Raw genomic sequence first — 19,371 nt, 5'->3', positions numbered from 1 at the left:
CCCCCAAAGCTTGTTGCTTATCCTTAATACATAAACCTTTGCTGAAAGCGGATGCGGTCAAACTGCTCCACAGATGCAAGAGGAACATGCTTGCCTATACGTACCATCAGGCAGTTCGCAGGGTGCGAGCATATTTCCGGATCGTCTGTGGCAAACCAGACCATGTCCACGCTTTTCATAAGCTTTTCCATCATATTTCGATAGTCCCATACGGATAATTTGCTTTTTTCCAAATCCCAGTGCCAATAATACTCCGTTGTAAAGGTAATCATATTCTCTAATTGGCCGTCTTCAAAAGCGAGTTGAATCATTTGCTTCCCGAGTCCAAGCGTCCTGTACTCATCTGCGACTTCGATGGCCCCAAGCTCGATCAAATCCTGCATTTGGCCTTGAGACCAGCGCTCCATCTCATCCGGGTAATGAAAAGTGACATAACCTACGATTTCATCTCCGTGACGTGAAAGAATGATGCGTCCTTCGGGTAGCTCCGCAATTTCCACCAGCGCCTCAAACTGCTCCTTTGGGCGTCGGAACGCATCCAGATCGGGATGCATGCGAAGCTGTCTTAATTGCTCGGGAGGGACAGGGCCTTCCACCACAATGGATGTGGAATGATGAAAGGGCACAAGTCGGGAATGATATCGTTTTATATGCTCCATAGGCCTGGTGTCTCCCTTCCAGCGAACCAGCAGCGCTGCTGATTCGTCGTACGGTGGTGTCACTCGTACTTGTCTGATACTATAACAAAAAAACGATTCCAAGAAAAGAAATAGTGGAATAAAATAGTTCTGTGGTATAATATTCGATGTAGAAAAAACGTTTGCATAAGTACCAATTGTAAGCGTTTCAAAAAAAGACGGATTTGTTGAACTTGGGAGGTAGCAGAATGGACCACGCGAATATTGAAAGCATTGAACCCGTTTCCACCACATCAAACATGAAAAATTACGAAGAAGAGCGTGCTCAGTTCAGCTGGGAGGCTATCGAAAAGCAATTCACTTGGTCAACAACAGGTAAAGTAAATATGGCCTACGAGGCGATTGACCGACATGCAGAATCTGCAAAGGGCGATAAAATTGCTCTTTATTACAGCGATGATAAACGAGATGAGAAGTATACGTTTCAAGACATGAAGCTGCAATCCAACCGGTTCGGCAATGTACTGCGCAAGCTGGGGATTGGCAAAGGGGACCGCGTCTTTATTTTCATGCCGAGAACGCCGGAGCTGTATTTCTCCTTGCTGGGTTCCATTAAGGTCGGCGCCGTGGTCGGACCTTTATTTGAAGCGTTCATGGAGACCGCTGTACGTGACAGACTGCAGGATAGCGGAGCGGTAGCTATTATTACGACGCCATCCCAGCTGCCCCGCGTACCGGTGAGTGAGCTGCCTGAGCTGAAGCACATTATCTTGGTCGGCGAAAACCTTGACTTGGCGGAAGGCCAAGTGGATTTCTATAAGGAAATGGAAGCTGCATCGGATGCATTGGAGATCGAGTGGGTGGACCGCGAGGACGGCTTGCTAATTCATTACACTTCAGGCTCCACGGGCAAACCGAAGGGCGTATTCCATGTCCACAATGCGATGCTCCAGCATTATTATACCGGCCGCGTCGTGCTGGATTTGCAGGAAGAAGATGTGTATTGGTGTACCGCCGATCCTGGCTGGGTAACAGGAACGTCCTATGGTATATTTGCTCCTTGGCTGAACGGGGCGACGAACGTGATCCGTGGGGGCCGTTTTAGCCCGCAGGATTGGTACCGCACGCTTGAGAAGTACGGAGTTACCGTCTGGTACAGCGCTCCTACCGCTTTCCGTATGCTGATGGGAGCAGGGGACGACGCGGTGAAAGCGTTTGATCTGTCCAAGCTGCGTCATGTCCTTAGCGTTGGGGAGCCTCTCAATCCTGAGGTGGTCCGCTGGGGGATGAAGGTTTATAACCATCGTATTCATGATACTTGGTGGATGACGGAAACCGGCGGTCAGCTGATTTGTAACTATCCTTGTATGGCGATTCGCCCGGGCTCCATGGGGAAACCGCTTCCGGGTGTTGAAGCTGCTATTATCGATGATGCAGGCAACATTTTGCCTCCTTATCGGATGGGGAACCTGGCTATCAAGACTCCATGGCCTTCGATGATGCGCCAAATTTGGAACAACCCTGCAAAATATGAGGAATATTTCCGTATTCCGGGCTGGTATATTTCCGGCGATTCCGCTTATTGTGACGAGGATGGATACTTCTGGTTCCAAGGCCGTATCGATGATGTGATCAACACGGCAGGAGAACGCGTAGGTCCTTTCGAAGTCGAAAGCAAGCTGGTTGAGCATCCGGCTGTAGCTGAGGCAGGGGTTATTGGTAAACCTGACCCGATGCGCGGAGAGATCATTAAAGCGTTTATTGCTTTGCGTGAAGGCTACACACCGTCTGAAGAATTGAAGGCGGATATATCCAAATTTGTCAAAGTCGGTTTGTCGGCTCATGCCGCTCCTAGAGAAATTGAATTCAAGGATAAGCTGCCCAAAACACGCAGCGGTAAAATTATGCGCCGTGTGTTGAAAGCCTGGGAATTGAATTTGCCGACCGGCGATTTGTCTACGATCGAGGATTAGGATTAGGCTAATAAAAGATTTGGCTTAAAATAAAGAACAAAGAACACCCTACCGACGGCAGGGTGTTCTTTTGTTTGATCGTTTGAAACGAAAGGTTAGGTAGACAACAGTTTATTTTTTATATTTCACGATGACGGATGGCTTCGATTCCCCGACCTCGTTTACAGCGACGACTTTATAATATCCCTCATAATCGGAGGCATAGTAACGGAATTCCGTTCCGCTCGTCACGCTGCCAAGCTTCGTGAAATCACCCTTTTCCTTCTCGTTGTAATAAATGACGTACTGCTTTATCTTATCTTTGCTGTCATTTGCTTTCCAAGTGACGACAACACCCGCCCCGCTGGATTTGACGGTTACGCCCGAAGGTGCAGCTGGTGCTTCTTTGGCTGGAGTGCTGTCTTTGGCACCGTTATTGCCGTCCGGTTCTTCTTTACCTCCCGGAATGACTGCCGTCGTTCCGTTCTCATCCGGGGTCAGAAAGAGGAGGTCCACGCTGGCGCCGTCAGTATAGCCTGCTTTGCTCGGCACCGATTCCTTGCCTGCTACGTCGACTGCGGTGACGTAATAGCCGAATACACCGCTGCCTCCGATGGAGTCCGTAAATTTCGTCTCTTGACCTGTGCTGATGACCTTTCCGCTGACTTTCTGGAACGATCCCTTATTGGAGGAACGATAGAGCCTGTAACCGACGACGTCGCCGCTTTCGCTTGCTTGGAAGGTAATGGTACTTACACCCGCCGCGTGCGTCGCTACAACCGTTGTAGGCGGTGTAGGCGCTTTTCCGTCATCGACACGGGGATCCGTCTCGGTAGGGGCATCCTGATCGTAATCCGTAGGCAAATAGTCACTCAGGGACATTCGCTTGTCACCCGGCACTTTTTGTAGTGCAGCCTGCAGCTCCTTCATGATCTGTCCAATCGATTTCTCGCGTTTGATCACGGTTTTTTCCGTGACAAAATCAGAAGGAGTGGACTCCTGGGCAATGTAATTGATGCCGTTATATGAAACGATAGGCAGCTTGGTGAGGACATTGTCCTCCTCGGTCGGGATATATTTTTTGTTAAATAAATCCGTGACCAGCTTGCCTTCTTTGGAGATTGCTTCACTCGGCAGCTTGCCTGAAAGCCCGGAAACGGTCATTTTGACAATCGCATCGGGACGGGTGAATTCTTTGGTCGTAAAATATTCCGGCTTCTTGTCGATTGCCGCATCTATGGCCAAAGCCCAAATATTTTTGGCTCGGCTTGTTCCGCCGGACGCTTTGCTGAGCTTATAGACAGGGGAGTCATAGCCTGCCCATACCCCTAACGTAATGTCCGGTGTATAGCCCATATACCATGCATCGGCATCATCTTGGGTGGAGCCCGTTTTTCCGACAATAGGCACCTTTCCGTAATGCTTGAACTTCGACATCAAATCGCTTGCTGTTCCTGCAGTGACGACCGTACGCATCATATCCGTCATCAGGTAAGCCGTTTCCTCCGAGAACAGTGTCGTTGGCTTCAGCTCATGCTCATACACGGTTTTGCCGTTGGAATCTGTAATTTTGCGGATCATGAACACGTCGTTATGTACGCCCTTGTTGCCGATGGTGGAGTAGGCACCGGTCAATTCTTTGACGGATACACCGTTGCGCAGTCCGCCGATCACGCCGGTCTGAGCTGTATAATCTTCCTTGGCAATGCTCGTAATCCCCATTTTTTTGGCAAGGTCCCACGCTTGGCTTATGCCCACATCATTAATGAAAAGCTTGATGGCAGGAATATTGTATGAGTTATTCAATGCTTGACGGGCCGTCATTAACCCGTGGTATCGATTATCCCAGTTTTGAGGAATATGATAACCCTTGGAGCCGTCCTTCAAAATAATCGGCACATCATCGATAATGGAAGCCGGTTGAATGGCGCCCTTCTCCAATGCGGGTACATAGGCGGCAATGGGCTTCATCGTTGAACCGGGCTGACGGTACGCTTGGGTTGCGTGGTTCAGCTGCTCCTTGAAGAAATCCCGGCCTTCGATCATCCCGAGAATGGCTCCTGTTTTGCTATCCATCATCACGGCACCGATTTGCTCGACACCCTTCGTTTTATCGTCAGGCGTAAAATTTTTCGGGTCCTCGGCTATGGCATGCATAGCATCATAGATGTCCTTATCGATGGTCGTATAAATATGATAGCCGCTGCGGCTCATTTGAGCCTGAACATTTTTTAAACCTTCGCTGTATGCATCCGGATTGGCTTGCGGATCCAGCTTCGGCTGCTGTACGGACAGCAGTGCCTTCGCCGCTTCTTTCTCCACTTCGATCATCAAATAAGGATAGGTGGAGTAGGCTTTCTTGGATGTCTCGGCAAGCGATCCGCGAAGATCGAAGTTTAGCGCATCCTGATACTGCTGCTGATCAATCTTGTTCTCTTCGAGCATGCGCCGCAGAACCAGCTGCTGCCGCGTTACGGCCCGCTTGAAGGCCGCGCCGTCAAATTGACCTTTGCTCGTAAACGTTGAATAATTGCTTGGCTGTTGAGGCAGACCTGCAAGATAAGCGGATTGTGCAATATTCAGCTCGTTCAGGTCACTGATATTAAAAATCCCTTTGGCTGCCGCTTTGATCCCGTACAGGTTATAGCCCGAGGAGCCGTTGCCGTATGGAATCTTATTCAAGTAAGCGAGCAGTATTTCGTCCTTGGACATTAACCGTTCCATGCGCATGGCAAGGAAAATTTCCTTCGCCTTCCGGCCGTCCTCACGATCCAATGTCAAAAACACGCGACGCGCCAGCTGCTGCGTAATCGTGCTTCCGCCGGTTTGAACATCTTGTCTCAGCAGCTTCTGCACGACGGCGCGGGCCAGACCCTTGAAATCAATTCCGTTATGCTCATAAAATTCGGTGTCTTCTATAGCGAATACCGCATCCAACACCTGCTTGGGAATATCTTTCAATTCGGCTAGACGCCGGTCTTCTTCAGATCGCAGCTGACCGATAATGGAATCGTCATTGAAGTATACGAACCCGGTTAGAGCATTTTCCTGTATTTGGGTAGTCATCGATTCTTTACTGCGAATCGGATCATCCTTGACCAGCGCAGACACATAGCCGAAGGCGGCGCCCCCTCCGATAAAGCCTGCGATAATACCTGCGATAGCCATCCATTTCAAAGTGATCAACGTATATTTGCCGATACTCCACAGCACTTGTTTGACATCGCGATTCTTTTTCTCCATCTCCATACCGATAAAAATTCCTCCCGATTTTGGAAAACATACCTATCCATTATAGCATAAAGCTCGTAGGGGTGGACACTTCCGTTCCTTAAGAATCCATAACATTCCGTTTGACAACGTAAACCGACTTGTGTTATAAAATTTGTAATCGAATATGATAAATGCTTTGAAGGATTGTTGACGGGTGAGAATTCAGTTCCCATCATGCAGTAGATCAGGGATTCATGCTTGCAGAGAGCCGGTGGCAGGTGCAAACCGGTACTTGGCCTTGATTCGAATTACCATCCTGAGCAGGGGAGGGGAACGCGCCATGGGCGTCAGTAGCTTCCAACCGGGTTTAACCCGTTATCCATTTGAAGTGAAAGCTTGTCTCGCTGCCGCACAGTCGCCTTTTTAAGGAACTGCCGGGCACTTGATGGCTTTAATTAGGGTGGTACCGCGAGCATAGCCTTCTCGTCCCTTTGTGGATGAGAAGGCTTTTTTGTATTTTTCAGAAGAGAGGGAGTAGAGGCGAATGAATATTTTACAGGAACTGCAGTACAGAGGATTGATTCACCAGTTAACAGATGAAGAAGGACTAGCCAAAAAGCTTAGCGAGGAACCGGTGGTGTTATACGCAGGCTTCGATCCGACAGCGGATAGTCTGCATATCGGGCATTTGCTGCCGATTTTGTGCTTGAAGCGGTTTCAAATGGCAGGTCATTTGCCTATCGCTCTGGTGGGTGGAGGCACAGGCTTAATCGGAGACCCAAGCGGTCGCTCGACGGAACGTTCCTTGAATACGCAGGATGTGGTGGAGGAATGGACAGAGAAGCTGCGTGGCCAGCTTTCCCGCTTCCTGGACTTTGATTCCAGTGTCAATCCGGCACGGATGGCCAACAATTACAATTGGCTGGGCGACCTTAATGTCATCACATTTTTGAGGGATATCGGCAAAAACTTCTCCGTCAATTACATGCTCGCTAAGGACAGTGTCGATTCACGTATCGGCAATGGGATTTCATTTACGGAGTTCAGCTACATGATTTTGCAGGCTTACGATTTCATGAGACTGAATTCCGATGTGAATTGCAGCTTGCAGGTGGGTGGCAGCGACCAGTGGGGCAACATCACGGCAGGACTTGAACTGATTGGGAAGACAACAGGGAACAAGGCCTTCGGATTAACGATGCCGCTTGTAACCAAAAGCGACGGCTCCAAATTCGGTAAAACCGCTGGAGGCGCCGTGTGGCTCGATCCGGACAAAACGTCCCCATACCAGTTCTACCAGTTCTGGATCAATACGCATGACAACGATGCGGTGAAGTTTCTGAAATATTTCACCTTCCTGCCTCATGAAGAAATCGCCCGTCTGGAAGCGCAAGTCAGCGAAAGCCCGGAGAAGCGTGAAGCGCAGCGTGTGTTGGCAAGAGAAGTGACAGAGCTGGTGCATGGCAAGGAAGCGACAGACAGCGCGATTAAAATTTCCGAGGTGCTGTTCAGCGGCAACGTAGACACTTTAACCGGCCGCGAAATCGAGGATGCGTTCCAGGACGTTCCTTCTACGGAAGTGTCAGGCGAGATTGCTCTAATCGATCTGCTGCTCGCGGTGAAGGCAGCTCCTTCCAAACGCCAAGCGAAGCAGGATATTGAGAGCGGCGCAGTTTCTTTGAACGGAACGAAGGTGACCGAGCTCGATAAAGTACTGCAGCAAAGCGATCTGCTTGAAGGTAAATATATCGTGATCCGCCGCGGCAAGCGTAACTACTACTTGGCAAAGTTTGTGTAATATTAAAGGTTCAAATGTAAAATAATAGAGGCTGTCCCTTGATCTCCGGTTTGGAGGCAATTCAAGGGCCGGCTTCTTTGTTTCTATCATGATTTAAACATAAAAAAAAACGCCCTCCGTAATGGAAGGCGGTTTGCAGAACAAATATTAACGGCTGTAGAACTCGACGATTTGTTTCTCGTCAATTTCTTGAGGCAGCTCGGAGCGCTCAGGAAGACGAGTAAATTTACCTTCGATCGAAGCGTCGTTGAATTCCAGGTAAGCCGGCAGGTAGTTGCGGTTAGCCAAAGCTTCTTTAACGGAAGACAAGCCGCGGCTTCTTTCACGAAGACCGATAACATCGCCAGTGCTTACGATGTAGGAAGCGATGTCTACTTTTTTACCGTTGACAGTTACGTGACCGTGGGAAACCAACTGACGCGCGCCTGCACGGGAGTTAGCCAAGCCCAGACGATAAACCAGGTTGTCCAAACGGCTCTCAAGAAGGATCATGAAGTTTTCACCGGCGATCCCTTGAAGCTTAGTAGCTTTGTCGAACAAGTTGCGGAATTGTTTTTCGTTCATTCCGTACATGTGACGAAGTTTTTGTTTCTCTTGCAGCTGAATACCGTAGCCGCTCATTTTTCTGCGTTGTCCCGGACCGTGTTGTCCTGGAGGAAATGGGCGTTTCAATTCTTTTCCAGTGCCGCTTAGGGAGATGCCCAGACGACGGCTAAGTTTAAATTTAGGACCTGTGTAGCGTGCCATGTATAATGTGCTCCTTTAAAATAAGATGGTGGATGTGTTTGTTTCCTCGGGTGAAGCATGTGCTCGATTTTGTTTGAAGCCCAAGGGTTGTCCTTAAGGCATCTGGCAAGAAAGTTCAGCCGCTGTCCTGCAAGCAACAAAATCTGTGAGGGTGACACAGGCTTCCACCATAAGCACAATTCCTTTGTGAACAGTGCTCATTCTCGACTTCTAATTTTATAAGACTTCACCTATCCATGTCAAGTGTCAGCCCTGATTTTATTAAATTTATCCTTGCCTTTGGCAAGAAGGGGAATGGTTTTGTGAATTGAGGTGAAGAAATGGTACAATAAGACGGTGTGAAGGAGGAGAGTTCTGTGGGTAAATGGAATGTCCATCACTTGTCCGATATACTGGATTCGTGGGGGATTATGGGGCATCTGGCAGGCGCGCTGCTGGCTTATGTACAAACGCTTGTGCCGTTTGTGCCTTTTGTCGTTGTAGCCGGGGCTAACGTGCTGCTATTCGGTTTATGGCTTGGGTTTCTCGTCAACTATGTGATGTCGGTTCTGGGGGCCATAACCGCCTTTTGGTTTGCCCGCACCTATGGGAGGACCTGGGTGGAGAAAAAGCTGGGAAAATATCCGCAGCTCGCCAAATTCAATGAGAGGCTTAAGCGCAACGGTTTTTTATACATAGCCATTGCCAGGGTCATCCCTGTGCTGCCTTCCTTCGCAATTAATCTCGGAGCCGCTGTAACCAAAGTGAAAGGAAGAGATTTTTTCCTTGGAACGGTGGTCGGCAAACTGCCGATGATTTTTCTCGAATCGTTGATCGGGCATGACTTGCTTTATTTCCACCATAATAAAGGAAGACTGCTTTTACTGCTGCTTGTATTCATCATTCTGATGCTGATCGGCAACCGTTACAAACGGAAGTGGTTTGGCAGCGACAGCTGATACGGTGTAGGGTATATTATAACAAGCATCCACAGTTTATTTTATTTACGAAAGGGAGTCGATTAAAGCTATGAGAGATCCACGTATCCAAACACTTGCACACAACATTGCAACCTATTCCATAGATGTGAAGCCCGGGGAAAAAGTGCTGATTGAGATGATCGGTTCCGAACGCGAGCTTGTAAAGGCGCTAGTAGAGGAAGTGTACGCAAGAGGCGGGCAGCCTTATGTCGAATTGATCGATCCTGCCGTACAAAGTGCGCTCCTTCAGTCGGCGACGAAAGAACAGATTGAGCACTGGGCAGAAATGGACTTGAAACGGATGCAGGACATGAGCTGTTATGTGGCGATCCGTGCGGGAGAGAACGTCAGCGAAATGTCCGATGTGCCTGAAGCCCAGATGAAGCTTTACCAAACCTATTACAGCAAGCCGGTGCATTTGGAGCAAAGAGTCAAGAAGACACGGTGGGTCGTCATGCGCTACCCGAACGGTTCGATGGCACAGCTGGCTAACATGAGTACCGGAAAGTTTGAGGATTTTTACTTTGACGTATGCAATCTGGACTACGCCAAAATGTCGGATGCCATGGACCCGCTGCAAGCCTTGATGAACCGGACGGACCGCGTACGGATCGTATCGCCGGGAACGGATATTTCTTTTTCCATTAAAAATATCGGCTCGGTGAAATGCTGCGGTAAGCGCAATATTCCCGACGGCGAGGTATATACTGCGCCTGTGCGGGACTCGGTAAATGGAGTTATCAGCTATAATACGCCTTCGGTGAAGTCGGGGATTACGTTCGAGAACATCGTGTTCCGTTTTGAGAACGGCAAAATTGTGGAAGCGACGAGCAACGATACGAAGCGTTTGAACGATATTCTGGATTCTGACGAAGGGGCACGCTATATCGGCGAGTTCAGTCTTGGCTTTAACCCATACATTTTGACGCCGATGAAAGATACGCTGTTCGATGAGAAAATTGACGGCAGCCTTCACTTTACTCCGGGGCAAGCATATGAGCAGGCGGATAACGGAAACCGTTCCTCCGTCCATTGGGATTTGGTGCTCATTCAAAGGCCGGAATACGGCGGCGGGGAGATTTATTTTGATGACGTATTGATTCGAAAAGATGGGCGGTTCGTCATTCCCGAGCTTGAGGGATTAAATCCAGAACATTTGAAATAGTTGTTGCGTGTTGTAACTTTCCAAGGTAAAATCTAAAAAGAAAGCGATTTACATATTCCAGTTATTGATCCGCATGGAGGGATTCCAAATGTCAAGTGCCAATAATGCAGCTATCGTAGAAATTTCCCAAACTGCAAACAAATTCAGATCCTCTATCGTTTTGCAGTACGATAACAAGTACATCGATGTAAAAAGTATTTTGGGTCTATTCACTACATTGTTGACTAGCAGCAACTATGATCTTCACGTTCACGGCCCTGATGCCGAAGAAGCTAAGAAAGCAATGGCAGAAGTGTTCGCGAAGCATAATCTGCAAATCAACAGCATTCAAGACTAATGAGGTAAAAGCGGCATCCCACGGCATAAGTGGAGATGCCGTTTTTTATTAGGATGCGCTCTCTTGTGTATTGCGTCAATTTCGTCTAATATTAAGCTATGAACTCGTACGTACAGGGGGGAAAAGCTTGATGTCATCATCCGATTTGTTACTAAGCTTATCGCAGAAAGCACTTCATCTTCTTCAAGAGGATGCGGACAAAATTGAAAAGCTCATCGAAGTACAGATGGAAAACTTGGCTACACGTAAATGTCCTCTGTATGAAGAGGTGTTAGATACACAGATGTACGGGTTATCCAGAGAGATCGATTTCGCCATTCGTGCTGAGCTGATCACTGAAATTGCCGGCAAGCAAATCATGATGAAGCTCGAACGGAATTTGGCTCAGCTTTATGAAGCACTGAACAAAAAAGAGTAGCCTTCTTCATTGAAGGTTACTCTTTTTTTTGAAAGTGCTACACCAAGAAGAACGCGATACCAAGGATGCAGTAAACGACGAGCAGCAGCACACCCTCATACCAGTTGGTCGTTCCATCCTGAGAAATTGACTTGGCAATAATGACGGATACCCCAATCGCAACCAGCTCGAAGGTGCTGAACACGATATTCATCGTTTTTCCGAAGAGCAGGGAGACGAGCACTAATACGGGAGCAACGAACAGGGCGATCTGCAGTGAGCTGCCTACGGCTATCTCCACAGCAGCGCCGATCTTGTTCTTGCGTGCCAGCATGATGGCTGCGCTATGCTCAGCCGCATTCCCTATGATCGCGATCAGGAAGGCACCAACGAACAGCTCGGAAAGCCCGAATTGATGAGTAATGGTTTCCAGTGTCCCAACCAGCCACTCACTGACGAAAGCAACCATGGCGGTGGCAACAACCAGGAACAAAATGGATGTGCGCTTGGACCATGCTGCTTCGCCGTGCTCAACGACCTCGTCGGCCAGCTCATTCTTATGGGTTACCATGGAGAACAGCAGCCAAAGCAGATAAGCGACAATCAAAATGATGGCAACTAATATGCTCAGATTCAATGTTTCGTTCGTCGTCAAGCTTTTGGTGAAGGCCGCCGGAATGAACAAGGCAATCACCGCAAGCAGCATGAGCGAACCGTTATGACTGGCCAATTTCACATTAAATTGCTGCTCTTTGAACTTCAAGCCCCCCACCAGGAGACTGGCGCCGAGAACAAGCAGCAGATTTCCGATAATGGAGCCGGTAATACTGGCTTTTACGATGTCGAACATTCCGTCTTTGACGAGGAAGATAGCAATGATCAATTCCGCAGCATTGCCGAACGTTGCATTAAGGAAGCCACCCAAGCGTTCTCCGGCGTAATGAGCGACGCTTTCGGTCGCTTTGCCAAGAAAACCGGCGACAAAGATGATGGCAATACAGGAGATTATAAACTGCATCGTAGCTGAGAACAGCCCCGAGTAATGGGCGAAGGCACTCAGCGCGAAGCTGGCGATAAGCCCGATGGTGTACATGCGTTTCAAAACTCTCACCTCTTATGGTAAAGTATACCTTATCTGAATAAAACCTATTCTACTATACCCATAATTTGGGACAATGTAAACAAGGAGCGTGTTCCTATGGATTTATTTTTGGCAGGAAAAACAGCTGTAGTGACGGCATCCAGCAAAGGACTTGGACGAGCTGTTGCCGAACAGCTTGCAGCCGAGGGTACGCATTTGCTTTTGTGCAGCCGGAGTGAGGAGGCTGTGAAGGAAATTGCGGAGGAAATCCGTAAAAAGTATAAGGTGAAGGTTGAGGCCATGGCAGTGGATCTGAGCCAAGTGGCGGATATCGACCGGCTCGTTACTTATGCAGGAGATCATTTTGGCCGTATCGATGCGCTGGTTTGCAATTCGGGAGGACCGCCAAGCGGGAGCTTCCTTAGCTTTGACGATGCGGCTTGGGAGAAAGCTTTTATGGGCAATCTAATGAGTGTCGTCCGATTGATCCGCGGCTTTCATCCTTTGCTTAAGGAGCGGGGAGGACGGATTGTCACCATTGCCTCGACTTCGGTAAAAACGCCGATTCCCGGCCTCGTGCTCTCGAATACGTTTCGCACCGGTGTGCTAGGTTTGATGAAAACTTTGTCCATGGAGCTTGCGCCGGACCAGATTTTGTTGAATACCGTTTGCCCGGGAAGAATTATGACGGATCGCATCGTCGAGCTGGATTCGGCCCGCGCAGAACGAGAACAAAGGCCGGTGGAAGAAATTCAGGAATCGCTCGTGAAGGATATTCCGCTGGGACGGTATGGTGAGCCGCACGAATTGGCTTCCATTGCGGCTTACTTGCTCTCGCCAAGGAACAGCTATATGACGGGCTCTGTCTTCTATGTGGACGGCGGCGCAGTGAAGTCTTTATAGCAATCATCGCAGCTTGAGCGGTTCATTCCGTGTTTGCCGGAGGTCAATTTCGTTACTTCGACAAAATTAGTCAAAGATATGGCCCACGGGTCACCGCCCAAGTTGCTTTCCCTGGGGGAAGTCATTACAATATAGCTATAACCCTCTAAGGAGTGATCCGTATGTCCGAAGAAATTCAAACTGGTCTTATTCGCATTTCAGATGATGTTGTTTCGACAATCGCAGGGTTAGCTGCACTGGAAACTCCTGGGATCGCCGCGATGTCGGGAGGGATTTCCGAAGGTTTGGCCAAACGGCTTAGCGGTAAAAATGTACAGCGAGGCGTATCTGTCGAGGTTGGACAGGTGGAAGCGGCCATCGATTTGCGTGTGATCGTTAATTACGGCTCCAGAATTCAAGAGGTCTGTCGTGACCTGCAGCACAATGTGCGGGAAGCTGTAGAGAATATGACCGGCTTAACCGTCGTTGAAGTGAACGTGAAGGTTGAAGGAGTCGCTTTCCGCGAAGAAGAGCCTGCCGTTGTGGAAGATCCTCATCGCGTGAGATAAGACGGATGGACTATCCGCGTTGTACATATGTATGAAAAAAGAGAGCTGATACTCAGATCAGGCTCTCTTTTTCGTTTCTTTTTCTTTATCCGGCTTGTTGTAGGCTCTTGATATGCTTAGCAGAATGCCTATACTCGAAAGTGTCACCAGCATTGAAGATCCGCCGTAGCTGATCAGAGGAAGGGTTACCCCTGTCAGAGGTATGCTGCCTGTGACGCCGCCCAGATTAATTAGTGCTTGAATGGCAATCATGCCTATAATTCCGACACTCATTAAGGTACCGAACGTCTCCTTGCAGCGAATAGCAACAAACAGGCCGCGCCATAAAAAAGCCAAGTAAACGAGAAGAAAAAACGTGCTTCCAATAAAACCAAGCTCTTCTCCGATAATGGAGAAAATGAAGTCATTATGGGCTTCCGGGAGATAATGCAGCTTTTGGATGCTTTGTCCGAAACCGGCTCCGACGAAACCTCCGTGGCCAAAGGCATAGAGGGATTGGATAATCTGGTAACCGCTTCCTAATGGGTCGTTTTCCGGGTTCAGAAACGTCTTGAACCGTTCAATCCGGTAACTGTCTCCATTTGTTTTGATGAAATATGCGGTAATCATCAAGGAAAGCACACCGGCACCTGCAATGCCTAAATAAAACAAATGCTTTAGATTGGCCCCTCCCGCGACGATAAGAATGGCCACGATAAGAGTAAGAATCATCAGAGAGCCCGTATCCCCCTGCAGGGCGATTAAAGCAAAAATAAATCCGAAGATAGCAAGGGCGGGTAACAAGCCGGTTTTGAAATCACGGAATTTGTCTTCTTTTTTGCTGATCAGAGCCGCCAAATAAATGATGATTGCCAGCTTCGCAAATTCGGAGGGCTGAATCCCGAAGCCTCCGATATTGAACCAGCTCTTCGCACCGTTCACTTCTTTACCGATGACCGGGACCAGCAGGAGCAAAATAACGACAATGACAAAGCCCGGACGAATCCATTTCTTCAGGAGCCGGTAATCGACGTTCATAAAAAAAAACATGGCTACCGTACCCAAAGCAATAAAGATCCCCTGACGCGTCACAAGATACCACGGATCGTTTACCGTTGTTTTGGTAAGGGGATCAAGGCGTGTATACGCCATGCTTGCGCTGAATACCATAGCCAGACCGAAGCAAACTAATGCAAAGGTTAAAAAAAGCAGCAAAAAATCCGGTGTACCTCGCCGTGGGGAAGTCATGATGACCTCCTCCTTAGTGAGACAGTTCGGTTTTTAGCTGGGAAAGCTTGGATGTAGCCATTTTCAAAATTTGATCAGGAATCGGCGATTGATAGTCCAGGCCGTGAGGGAAAGTTGCTTTGCCGATGTAGACGTCTTCTATGTAAAGAATTGCATAAGGCGACTCAAGTTTACCGGATTCTGTCCGAGTATTTACACGCAAAAAGTAGTCGCTGCCTGTCGTTTTGTCTTCGAGTTTCAAATCGTATGTAGCGCGGGTGTACTCCCACTGCCAGCGAACAAAGCCGAGCTTTGCGCTTACTTCATCCAGATGGGCCAGATCGCTTTTAAGCCCTTTTACGCCATTGTTTTCAATAATCACTTTGAAGCCCTCCTAATAAAAGTCAAGTCCATTAAAAAAGCTTCCTACCTATAGAAGCTTTTCTTATCCATGATAGTATGTTTCCCAAAGTTGTGCAACCCTATTGCAAAATGTACAGGGGGAAGTTGGACGAAAGTATGATCATCTTGTGACACCTTCGTGACAGATAGATGAAAGCCGGCAGCATATTTGGTAAAATGAAAAAAAGAAGCGGAGGGAAGAGCCATGGAACAATTGTTGGAAGCGGTAGAGAGGCTTTACCCGGACATGGTAGGCTGGAGGCGGTACCTGCATCAGCACCCGGAACTGTCCTATTGTGAGAAGGAAACCGCCATATTCGTGGCTCGCAAGCTTCGCGAGTGGGGGCTTGAGGTGCAGACCGGTGTCGGAGGACATGGGGTAGTCGCACGTTTGAAAGGAAACGGCAGCGGCCCTACGGTGGCGCTTCGTGCCGATATGGACGCACTGCCGATTCAAGATGAGAAGCTTACCGAGTACGCATCGAAAGCAAAAGGAATCATGCATGCCTGCGGACATGATGCCCATACATCAACTTTACTCGGGGTGGCCAAGGCGATGTCTGAACACCGGTCCCTCCTTAAGGGCGATGTCGTTTTCTTGTTCCAGCATGCAGAGGAGCTGAGCCCTGGCGGTGCTAACAGTATGATAGAAGCGGGAGCGCTTGACGGTGTAGATTATGTTTACGGCATTCATTTGTGGACGCCTCTTCCGGTAGGTACGGCATACAGCAGATCGGGTGCCATGATGGCTGCGGCGGATGAGTTTGAAATTACCGTAACAGGGAAGGGCGGGCATGGAGGCTTACCGCATGAAACAGTCGATAGTATCGTGACGGCTTCCCAGCTGGTTGTAAATTTGCAAACGATCGTCAGCCGCAATGTAAGCCCCACGGAGCCTTGTGTCGTATCCGTGGGCTCCTTTCACAGCGGCACCAGCTTTAATGTCATTGCGGAGACCGCAGCATTGACCGGAACGGTTCGGACCTTTGATCCCGAACTGCGCATGGAAGTGAAGAAGCGCGTGGAGGAAGTAGTCGAGCATACCTGTCATATGGCCGGAGCCGATTATAAGGTGGATTACAAATTAGGTTATCCTCCGGTTATCAATCATGATGCGGAGGTAGAGCGTTTTTTTCGAGCCGGAAGCAAGGTGGTGCCCTGCGAACCGCTGGCGCTGGTCATGGCGGGGGAGGATTTCTCTTATTACCTGCATCACCGGAAGGGATGCTTTATGTTCGTTGGTGCGGGGAACAAGGAGAAAGGCATCATTTATCCGCATCATCATCCCCGCTTTGATATTGATGAGACGTCGATGCTGCACGCTGCCCGATTATTCGTCAGTATGGTGATGGATTGCCAGAAGGGTTAGGGCTAGATACCGTTATGTGTTAATATTTCAACGCATGCGTATCGCCGTTTCGGGAAAATCTATGTCTGCGACGAAATGACTGCGTGCGGATTGTCGCTTGCACCTGCTTTCGCCAGCAACTCTTTTTTGGGAGGGATTTTCTTTGAGCCGAACGTTAAAGGAAATCATGACGACGGATTGCTCAACCGTAACCTTGCAGGATAATGTGTATGAGGTTGCAGTCAAAATGAAGCAGGAGGATACCGGTTTTATTCCTGTTGTGGACGGGAAAAAGCTGATCGGCGTCATCACGGACCGTGACTTGGTTATCCGCGGCTTTGCAGCCAAGAAAGAAGGTTCTACGGCTGTCAAGGAAGTCATGAGCAGCAACCAAATTACAAGCGCGACACCGGAGACTACAGTGGATGAGGCGGCCAAATTAATGGCCAAGCAGCAAATCCGCCGTCTGCCGGTCGTAGAGAACGGTAACCTCGTGGGGATCGTATCGATCGGTGACCTGGCCGTACGCGATAAGTTCGAGGATGAGGCCGGAGAAGCATTGAGTCAAATCTCGGAAAAAGACAAAGTAACGGTCTAATATTATTTTCTGAAAGCAGAAACAGCCTGAGGGAAATCGTTCCTCTGACTTCCGTTGTGAAGCAGAGAGAACGATTTTTTTTGTATTTATGCTATTGTATTGTTCACGTGTGCATTATATAATGAGGTTGAGCTTGAAATTGCTTACATAGCTCTTATGATCAATGAGAGGCAGGGGAACGGAACGAATGGAAAAGGTGCGTATTGGTATAATCGGTATGGGCAACATGGGTAAGGGCCATACCGACTATTTTTCGAAAAATGAAGTTCGAGGCGCTGAATTAACGGCTGTTGTGGATACGGATCCAGCCCGGCTTGAATGGGTTAGAAGCAATCACGGAAATATGAATATTCAATTGTTCGATAATCTGGATGCATTTTTTGCTTCCAAAGCATTTGATGCCGTATTGGTTGCAACACCGCATTATGATCATCCGGCTTCTGCCATTCAAGCATTCAACCACGGCTATCATGTTCTTGTGGAGAAGCCTGCTGGAGTATATACCAAGCAAGTGCGTGAAATGAACGAGGCGGCGGCCAAATCCGGTAAAATCTTCGGAATTATGTATAATCAGCGGACGAACCCACTCTACCAGAAGCTTCGCGATCTGATTACTTCCGGTGAGCTTGGCGAGGTACGCCGCACGAACTGGATCATTACGAACTGGTACCGCTCCCAAAGCTACTACGACAGCGGCGGCTGGCGCGCAACTTGGGCGGGCGAAGGCGGCGGCGTCTTGATCAATCAGGATCCGCATCAGCTTGACCTGTGGCAGTGGACGGTTGACATGATGCCTACACGCGTTCGCGCGTTTTGCGGCTTCGGTAAGTACCGCAACATTGAAGTGGAAGACGATGTAACCGCTTATGTGGAGTATGCGAACGGCGCGACAGGCTTGTTCGTAACCACAACAGGAGAGGCGCCGGGCACGAATCGCTTCGAGGTATCGGGTGATCGCGGTAAAATTGTGATTGAGGATGATAAGCTGACGTTCTGGCGTCTGCGCGTATCTGAGAAAGATTTTAACCGTGACTATAAAGGCGGCTTCGGTTCTCCTGAGTGCTGGAAATGCGATGTGCCGGTAGTCGGGGCTCCCGGCCCTCAACATAAAGGCATTATGCAAAACTTTGTAGATCATATTTTGAAAGGCACTCCATTGCTCGCGCCGGGTGAAGAAGGGATCAAGGGCTTGACCTTGTCCAATGCGATGCATTTGTCCTCCTGGACGGATAACTGGGTTGACCTTCCAATCAATGAAGACTTGTACTATGAGAAGCTGCAGGAGCGAATCAAGAACTCCACCTATCAGAAAGAAACAAAAGAGCTTCAAATGGATGTTAAAGGCACGCATTAATGAAAAAAGACGACTGACGGAGGATTCCGTTGGTCGTCTTTTTTTCACGGACAAAAGGGGCTGATTGCCGGTTCATTATTTTTTCTTTTCAAAAGCTTTGTCATAATCCTTCCATAGCCCTTTGCTGCCTTTGCGCGCTTCTTCCTGATCCTGCTTGAACTGATCGACATATTTGACATTTGGCGGGAAGGTAGCGATGCGAGCGTAGCCCTCACGAACCAGGGTGCGGTTGAACATTTCATCTCCGATCCACACATAGGCAAGCAGGCGACCGTACTGATCCTTCTGCTCGACATCCCATTCCAGCTCCACTGTTTTATTTTCCAGCTTTTTCTTCGTAAAATCGGAAGCTTCCTTGCCGTAAAACATGACCGGCGTGTTCGGTTTTTTCGTCTCGGGTGTATCGACCCCGATCAAACGCACCTTTTCCTTTTTTCCATCCCGCTTGATTTCGAACGTATCTCCATCGACGACCCGTTCAACCTTGGCTGTCTCCCGACCCGATTTGGTGGATGCAGGACTGTCTTTACAGCCCGCAACAATACTGAAAAGCACCATCACACATAAAAGGGCCGTTATGTACAGGATCCCGCGTTTATTCAACTTGTGCTGCCCCCTCTTTTGCATACTGTCCATTCCTACGTAGCGTAGATTAAACCAATTCCGAACCCTTGTAAAGGGGTGAAATGTTTAAATCCCAACCATTCCCCTCATACTAGAAAGGA

18 protein-coding genes are annotated in these 19,371 nt (G+C 48.8%); 11 read left to right on the top strand and 7 right to left on the bottom strand.

The features are described from left to right. Positions 1 to 23 precede the first annotated feature (23 nt). Complete coding sequence (locus CF651_RS11715) at positions 24 to 659, bottom strand: GNAT family N-acetyltransferase (RefSeq protein ID WP_094015043.1); 636 nt, start codon at positions 657 to 659, stop codon at positions 24 to 26. 227 nt (positions 660 to 886) lie between these two features. Between CF651_RS11715 and acsA the strand changes: the two genes are divergently transcribed. Then, the gene (acsA, locus tag CF651_RS11710) at positions 887 to 2,611 is read left to right on the top strand and encodes an acetate--CoA ligase (RefSeq protein WP_094015042.1); all 1,725 of its coding nucleotides are present in this window, start codon (positions 887 to 889) and stop codon (positions 2,609 to 2,611) included. A gap of 111 nt (positions 2,612 to 2,722) precedes the next feature. Here the strand turns inward: acsA and CF651_RS11705 are convergent, their stop codons facing one another. After that, positions 2,723 to 5,839: a transglycosylase domain-containing protein gene (locus CF651_RS11705; protein WP_094015041.1), complete on the bottom strand. Its 3,117-nt coding sequence runs from the start codon at positions 5,837 to 5,839 to the stop codon at positions 2,723 to 2,725. A gap of 508 nt (positions 5,840 to 6,347) precedes the next feature. Between CF651_RS11705 and tyrS the strand changes: the two genes are divergently transcribed. Next, a complete protein-coding gene (gene tyrS, locus CF651_RS11700) occupies positions 6,348 to 7,601 on the top strand; it encodes a tyrosine--tRNA ligase (protein ID WP_094015040.1) in 1,254 nt (417 codons plus the stop codon). A 147-nt stretch (positions 7,602 to 7,748) separates the two neighbouring features. Here tyrS and rpsD read toward each other — a convergent pair whose 3' ends face one another. Further along, positions 7,749 to 8,348, bottom strand: coding sequence for a 30S ribosomal protein S4 (gene rpsD / locus CF651_RS11695; RefSeq protein WP_094015039.1), 600 nt, complete (start codon positions 8,346 to 8,348; stop codon positions 7,749 to 7,751). A 356-nt stretch (positions 8,349 to 8,704) separates the two neighbouring features. Between rpsD and CF651_RS11690 the strand changes: the two genes are divergently transcribed. From CF651_RS11690 to CF651_RS11675, 4 genes are all read left to right on the top strand, one after another. Further along, a complete protein-coding gene (locus CF651_RS11690) occupies positions 8,705 to 9,286 on the top strand; it encodes a TVP38/TMEM64 family protein (RefSeq protein ID WP_094015038.1) in 582 nt (193 codons plus the stop codon). Positions 9,287 to 9,356: 70 nt separating this feature from the next. Next, positions 9,357 to 10,472, top strand: coding sequence for an aminopeptidase (locus CF651_RS11685; protein WP_094015037.1), 1,116 nt, complete (start codon positions 9,357 to 9,359; stop codon positions 10,470 to 10,472). 88 nt (positions 10,473 to 10,560) lie between these two features. Then, the gene (locus tag CF651_RS11680) at positions 10,561 to 10,809 is read left to right on the top strand and encodes an HPr family phosphocarrier protein (protein WP_094015036.1); all 249 of its coding nucleotides are present in this window, start codon (positions 10,561 to 10,563) and stop codon (positions 10,807 to 10,809) included. Positions 10,810 to 10,939: 130 nt separating this feature from the next. After that, the gene (locus CF651_RS11675; protein ID WP_094015035.1) at positions 10,940 to 11,227 is read left to right on the top strand and encodes an Fpa/YlaN family protein; all 288 of its coding nucleotides are present in this window, start codon (positions 10,940 to 10,942) and stop codon (positions 11,225 to 11,227) included. A 37-nt stretch (positions 11,228 to 11,264) separates the two neighbouring features. Here the strand turns inward: CF651_RS11675 and cax are convergent, their stop codons facing one another. Further along, positions 11,265 to 12,299 (bottom strand): calcium/proton exchanger, encoded by a 1,035-nt coding sequence (gene cax / locus CF651_RS11670; protein ID WP_094015379.1) that lies wholly within the window; start codon positions 12,297 to 12,299, stop codon positions 11,265 to 11,267. A 105-nt stretch (positions 12,300 to 12,404) separates the two neighbouring features. Between cax and CF651_RS11665 the strand changes: the two genes are divergently transcribed. After that, complete coding sequence (locus tag CF651_RS11665; protein ID WP_094015034.1) at positions 12,405 to 13,190, top strand: SDR family oxidoreductase; 786 nt, start codon at positions 12,405 to 12,407, stop codon at positions 13,188 to 13,190. Between the two features lie 161 nt (positions 13,191 to 13,351). Then, positions 13,352 to 13,738 (top strand): Asp23/Gls24 family envelope stress response protein, encoded by a 387-nt coding sequence (locus CF651_RS11660; protein WP_094015033.1) that lies wholly within the window; start codon positions 13,352 to 13,354, stop codon positions 13,736 to 13,738. 57 nt (positions 13,739 to 13,795) lie between these two features. On the opposite strand, the gene ftsW is transcribed toward CF651_RS11660, so the two are convergent. Then, on the bottom strand, positions 13,796 to 14,965 hold the full coding sequence (gene ftsW, locus CF651_RS11655; protein ID WP_094015032.1) for a putative lipid II flippase FtsW: 1,170 nt from the start codon (positions 14,963 to 14,965) through the stop codon (positions 13,796 to 13,798). A gap of 13 nt (positions 14,966 to 14,978) precedes the next feature. Continuing rightward, positions 14,979 to 15,326 carry a YugN family protein gene (locus CF651_RS11650; RefSeq protein ID WP_094015031.1) on the bottom strand — a complete coding sequence of 116 codons (348 nt, stop codon included), beginning with the start codon at positions 15,324 to 15,326 and terminating at the stop codon, positions 14,979 to 14,981. Positions 15,327 to 15,551: 225 nt separating this feature from the next. On the opposite strand from CF651_RS11650, the gene CF651_RS11645 reads away from it, so the two are divergent. The 3 genes from CF651_RS11645 (at position 15,552) to CF651_RS11635 (ending at position 18,646) form a co-directional block, all read left to right on the top strand. Continuing rightward, positions 15,552 to 16,715 (top strand): M20 family metallopeptidase, encoded by a 1,164-nt coding sequence (locus tag CF651_RS11645; RefSeq protein ID WP_094015030.1) that lies wholly within the window; start codon positions 15,552 to 15,554, stop codon positions 16,713 to 16,715. 142 nt (positions 16,716 to 16,857) lie between these two features. Then, positions 16,858 to 17,292: a CBS domain-containing protein gene (locus CF651_RS11640; protein WP_094015029.1), complete on the top strand. Its 435-nt coding sequence runs from the start codon at positions 16,858 to 16,860 to the stop codon at positions 17,290 to 17,292. A gap of 187 nt (positions 17,293 to 17,479) precedes the next feature. Beyond that, positions 17,480 to 18,646: a Gfo/Idh/MocA family protein gene (locus CF651_RS11635; RefSeq protein ID WP_094015028.1), complete on the top strand. Its 1,167-nt coding sequence runs from the start codon at positions 17,480 to 17,482 to the stop codon at positions 18,644 to 18,646. 75 nt (positions 18,647 to 18,721) lie between these two features. Here the strand turns inward: CF651_RS11635 and CF651_RS11630 are convergent, their stop codons facing one another. Further along, positions 18,722 to 19,249, bottom strand: coding sequence for a thermonuclease family protein (locus tag CF651_RS11630; RefSeq protein ID WP_245855842.1), 528 nt, complete (start codon positions 19,247 to 19,249; stop codon positions 18,722 to 18,724). Positions 19,250 to 19,371: the final 122 nt, after the last annotated feature.

Origin of the sequence: Paenibacillus rigui (assembly GCF_002234615.1) — a bacterium.
GTDB classification, from domain to species: domain Bacteria; phylum Bacillota; class Bacilli; order Paenibacillales; family NBRC-103111; genus Paenibacillus_S; species Paenibacillus_S rigui.
Note: the sequence above shows the minus strand (reverse complement) of the source record. Positions and strands in the feature narration are given on the sequence as shown.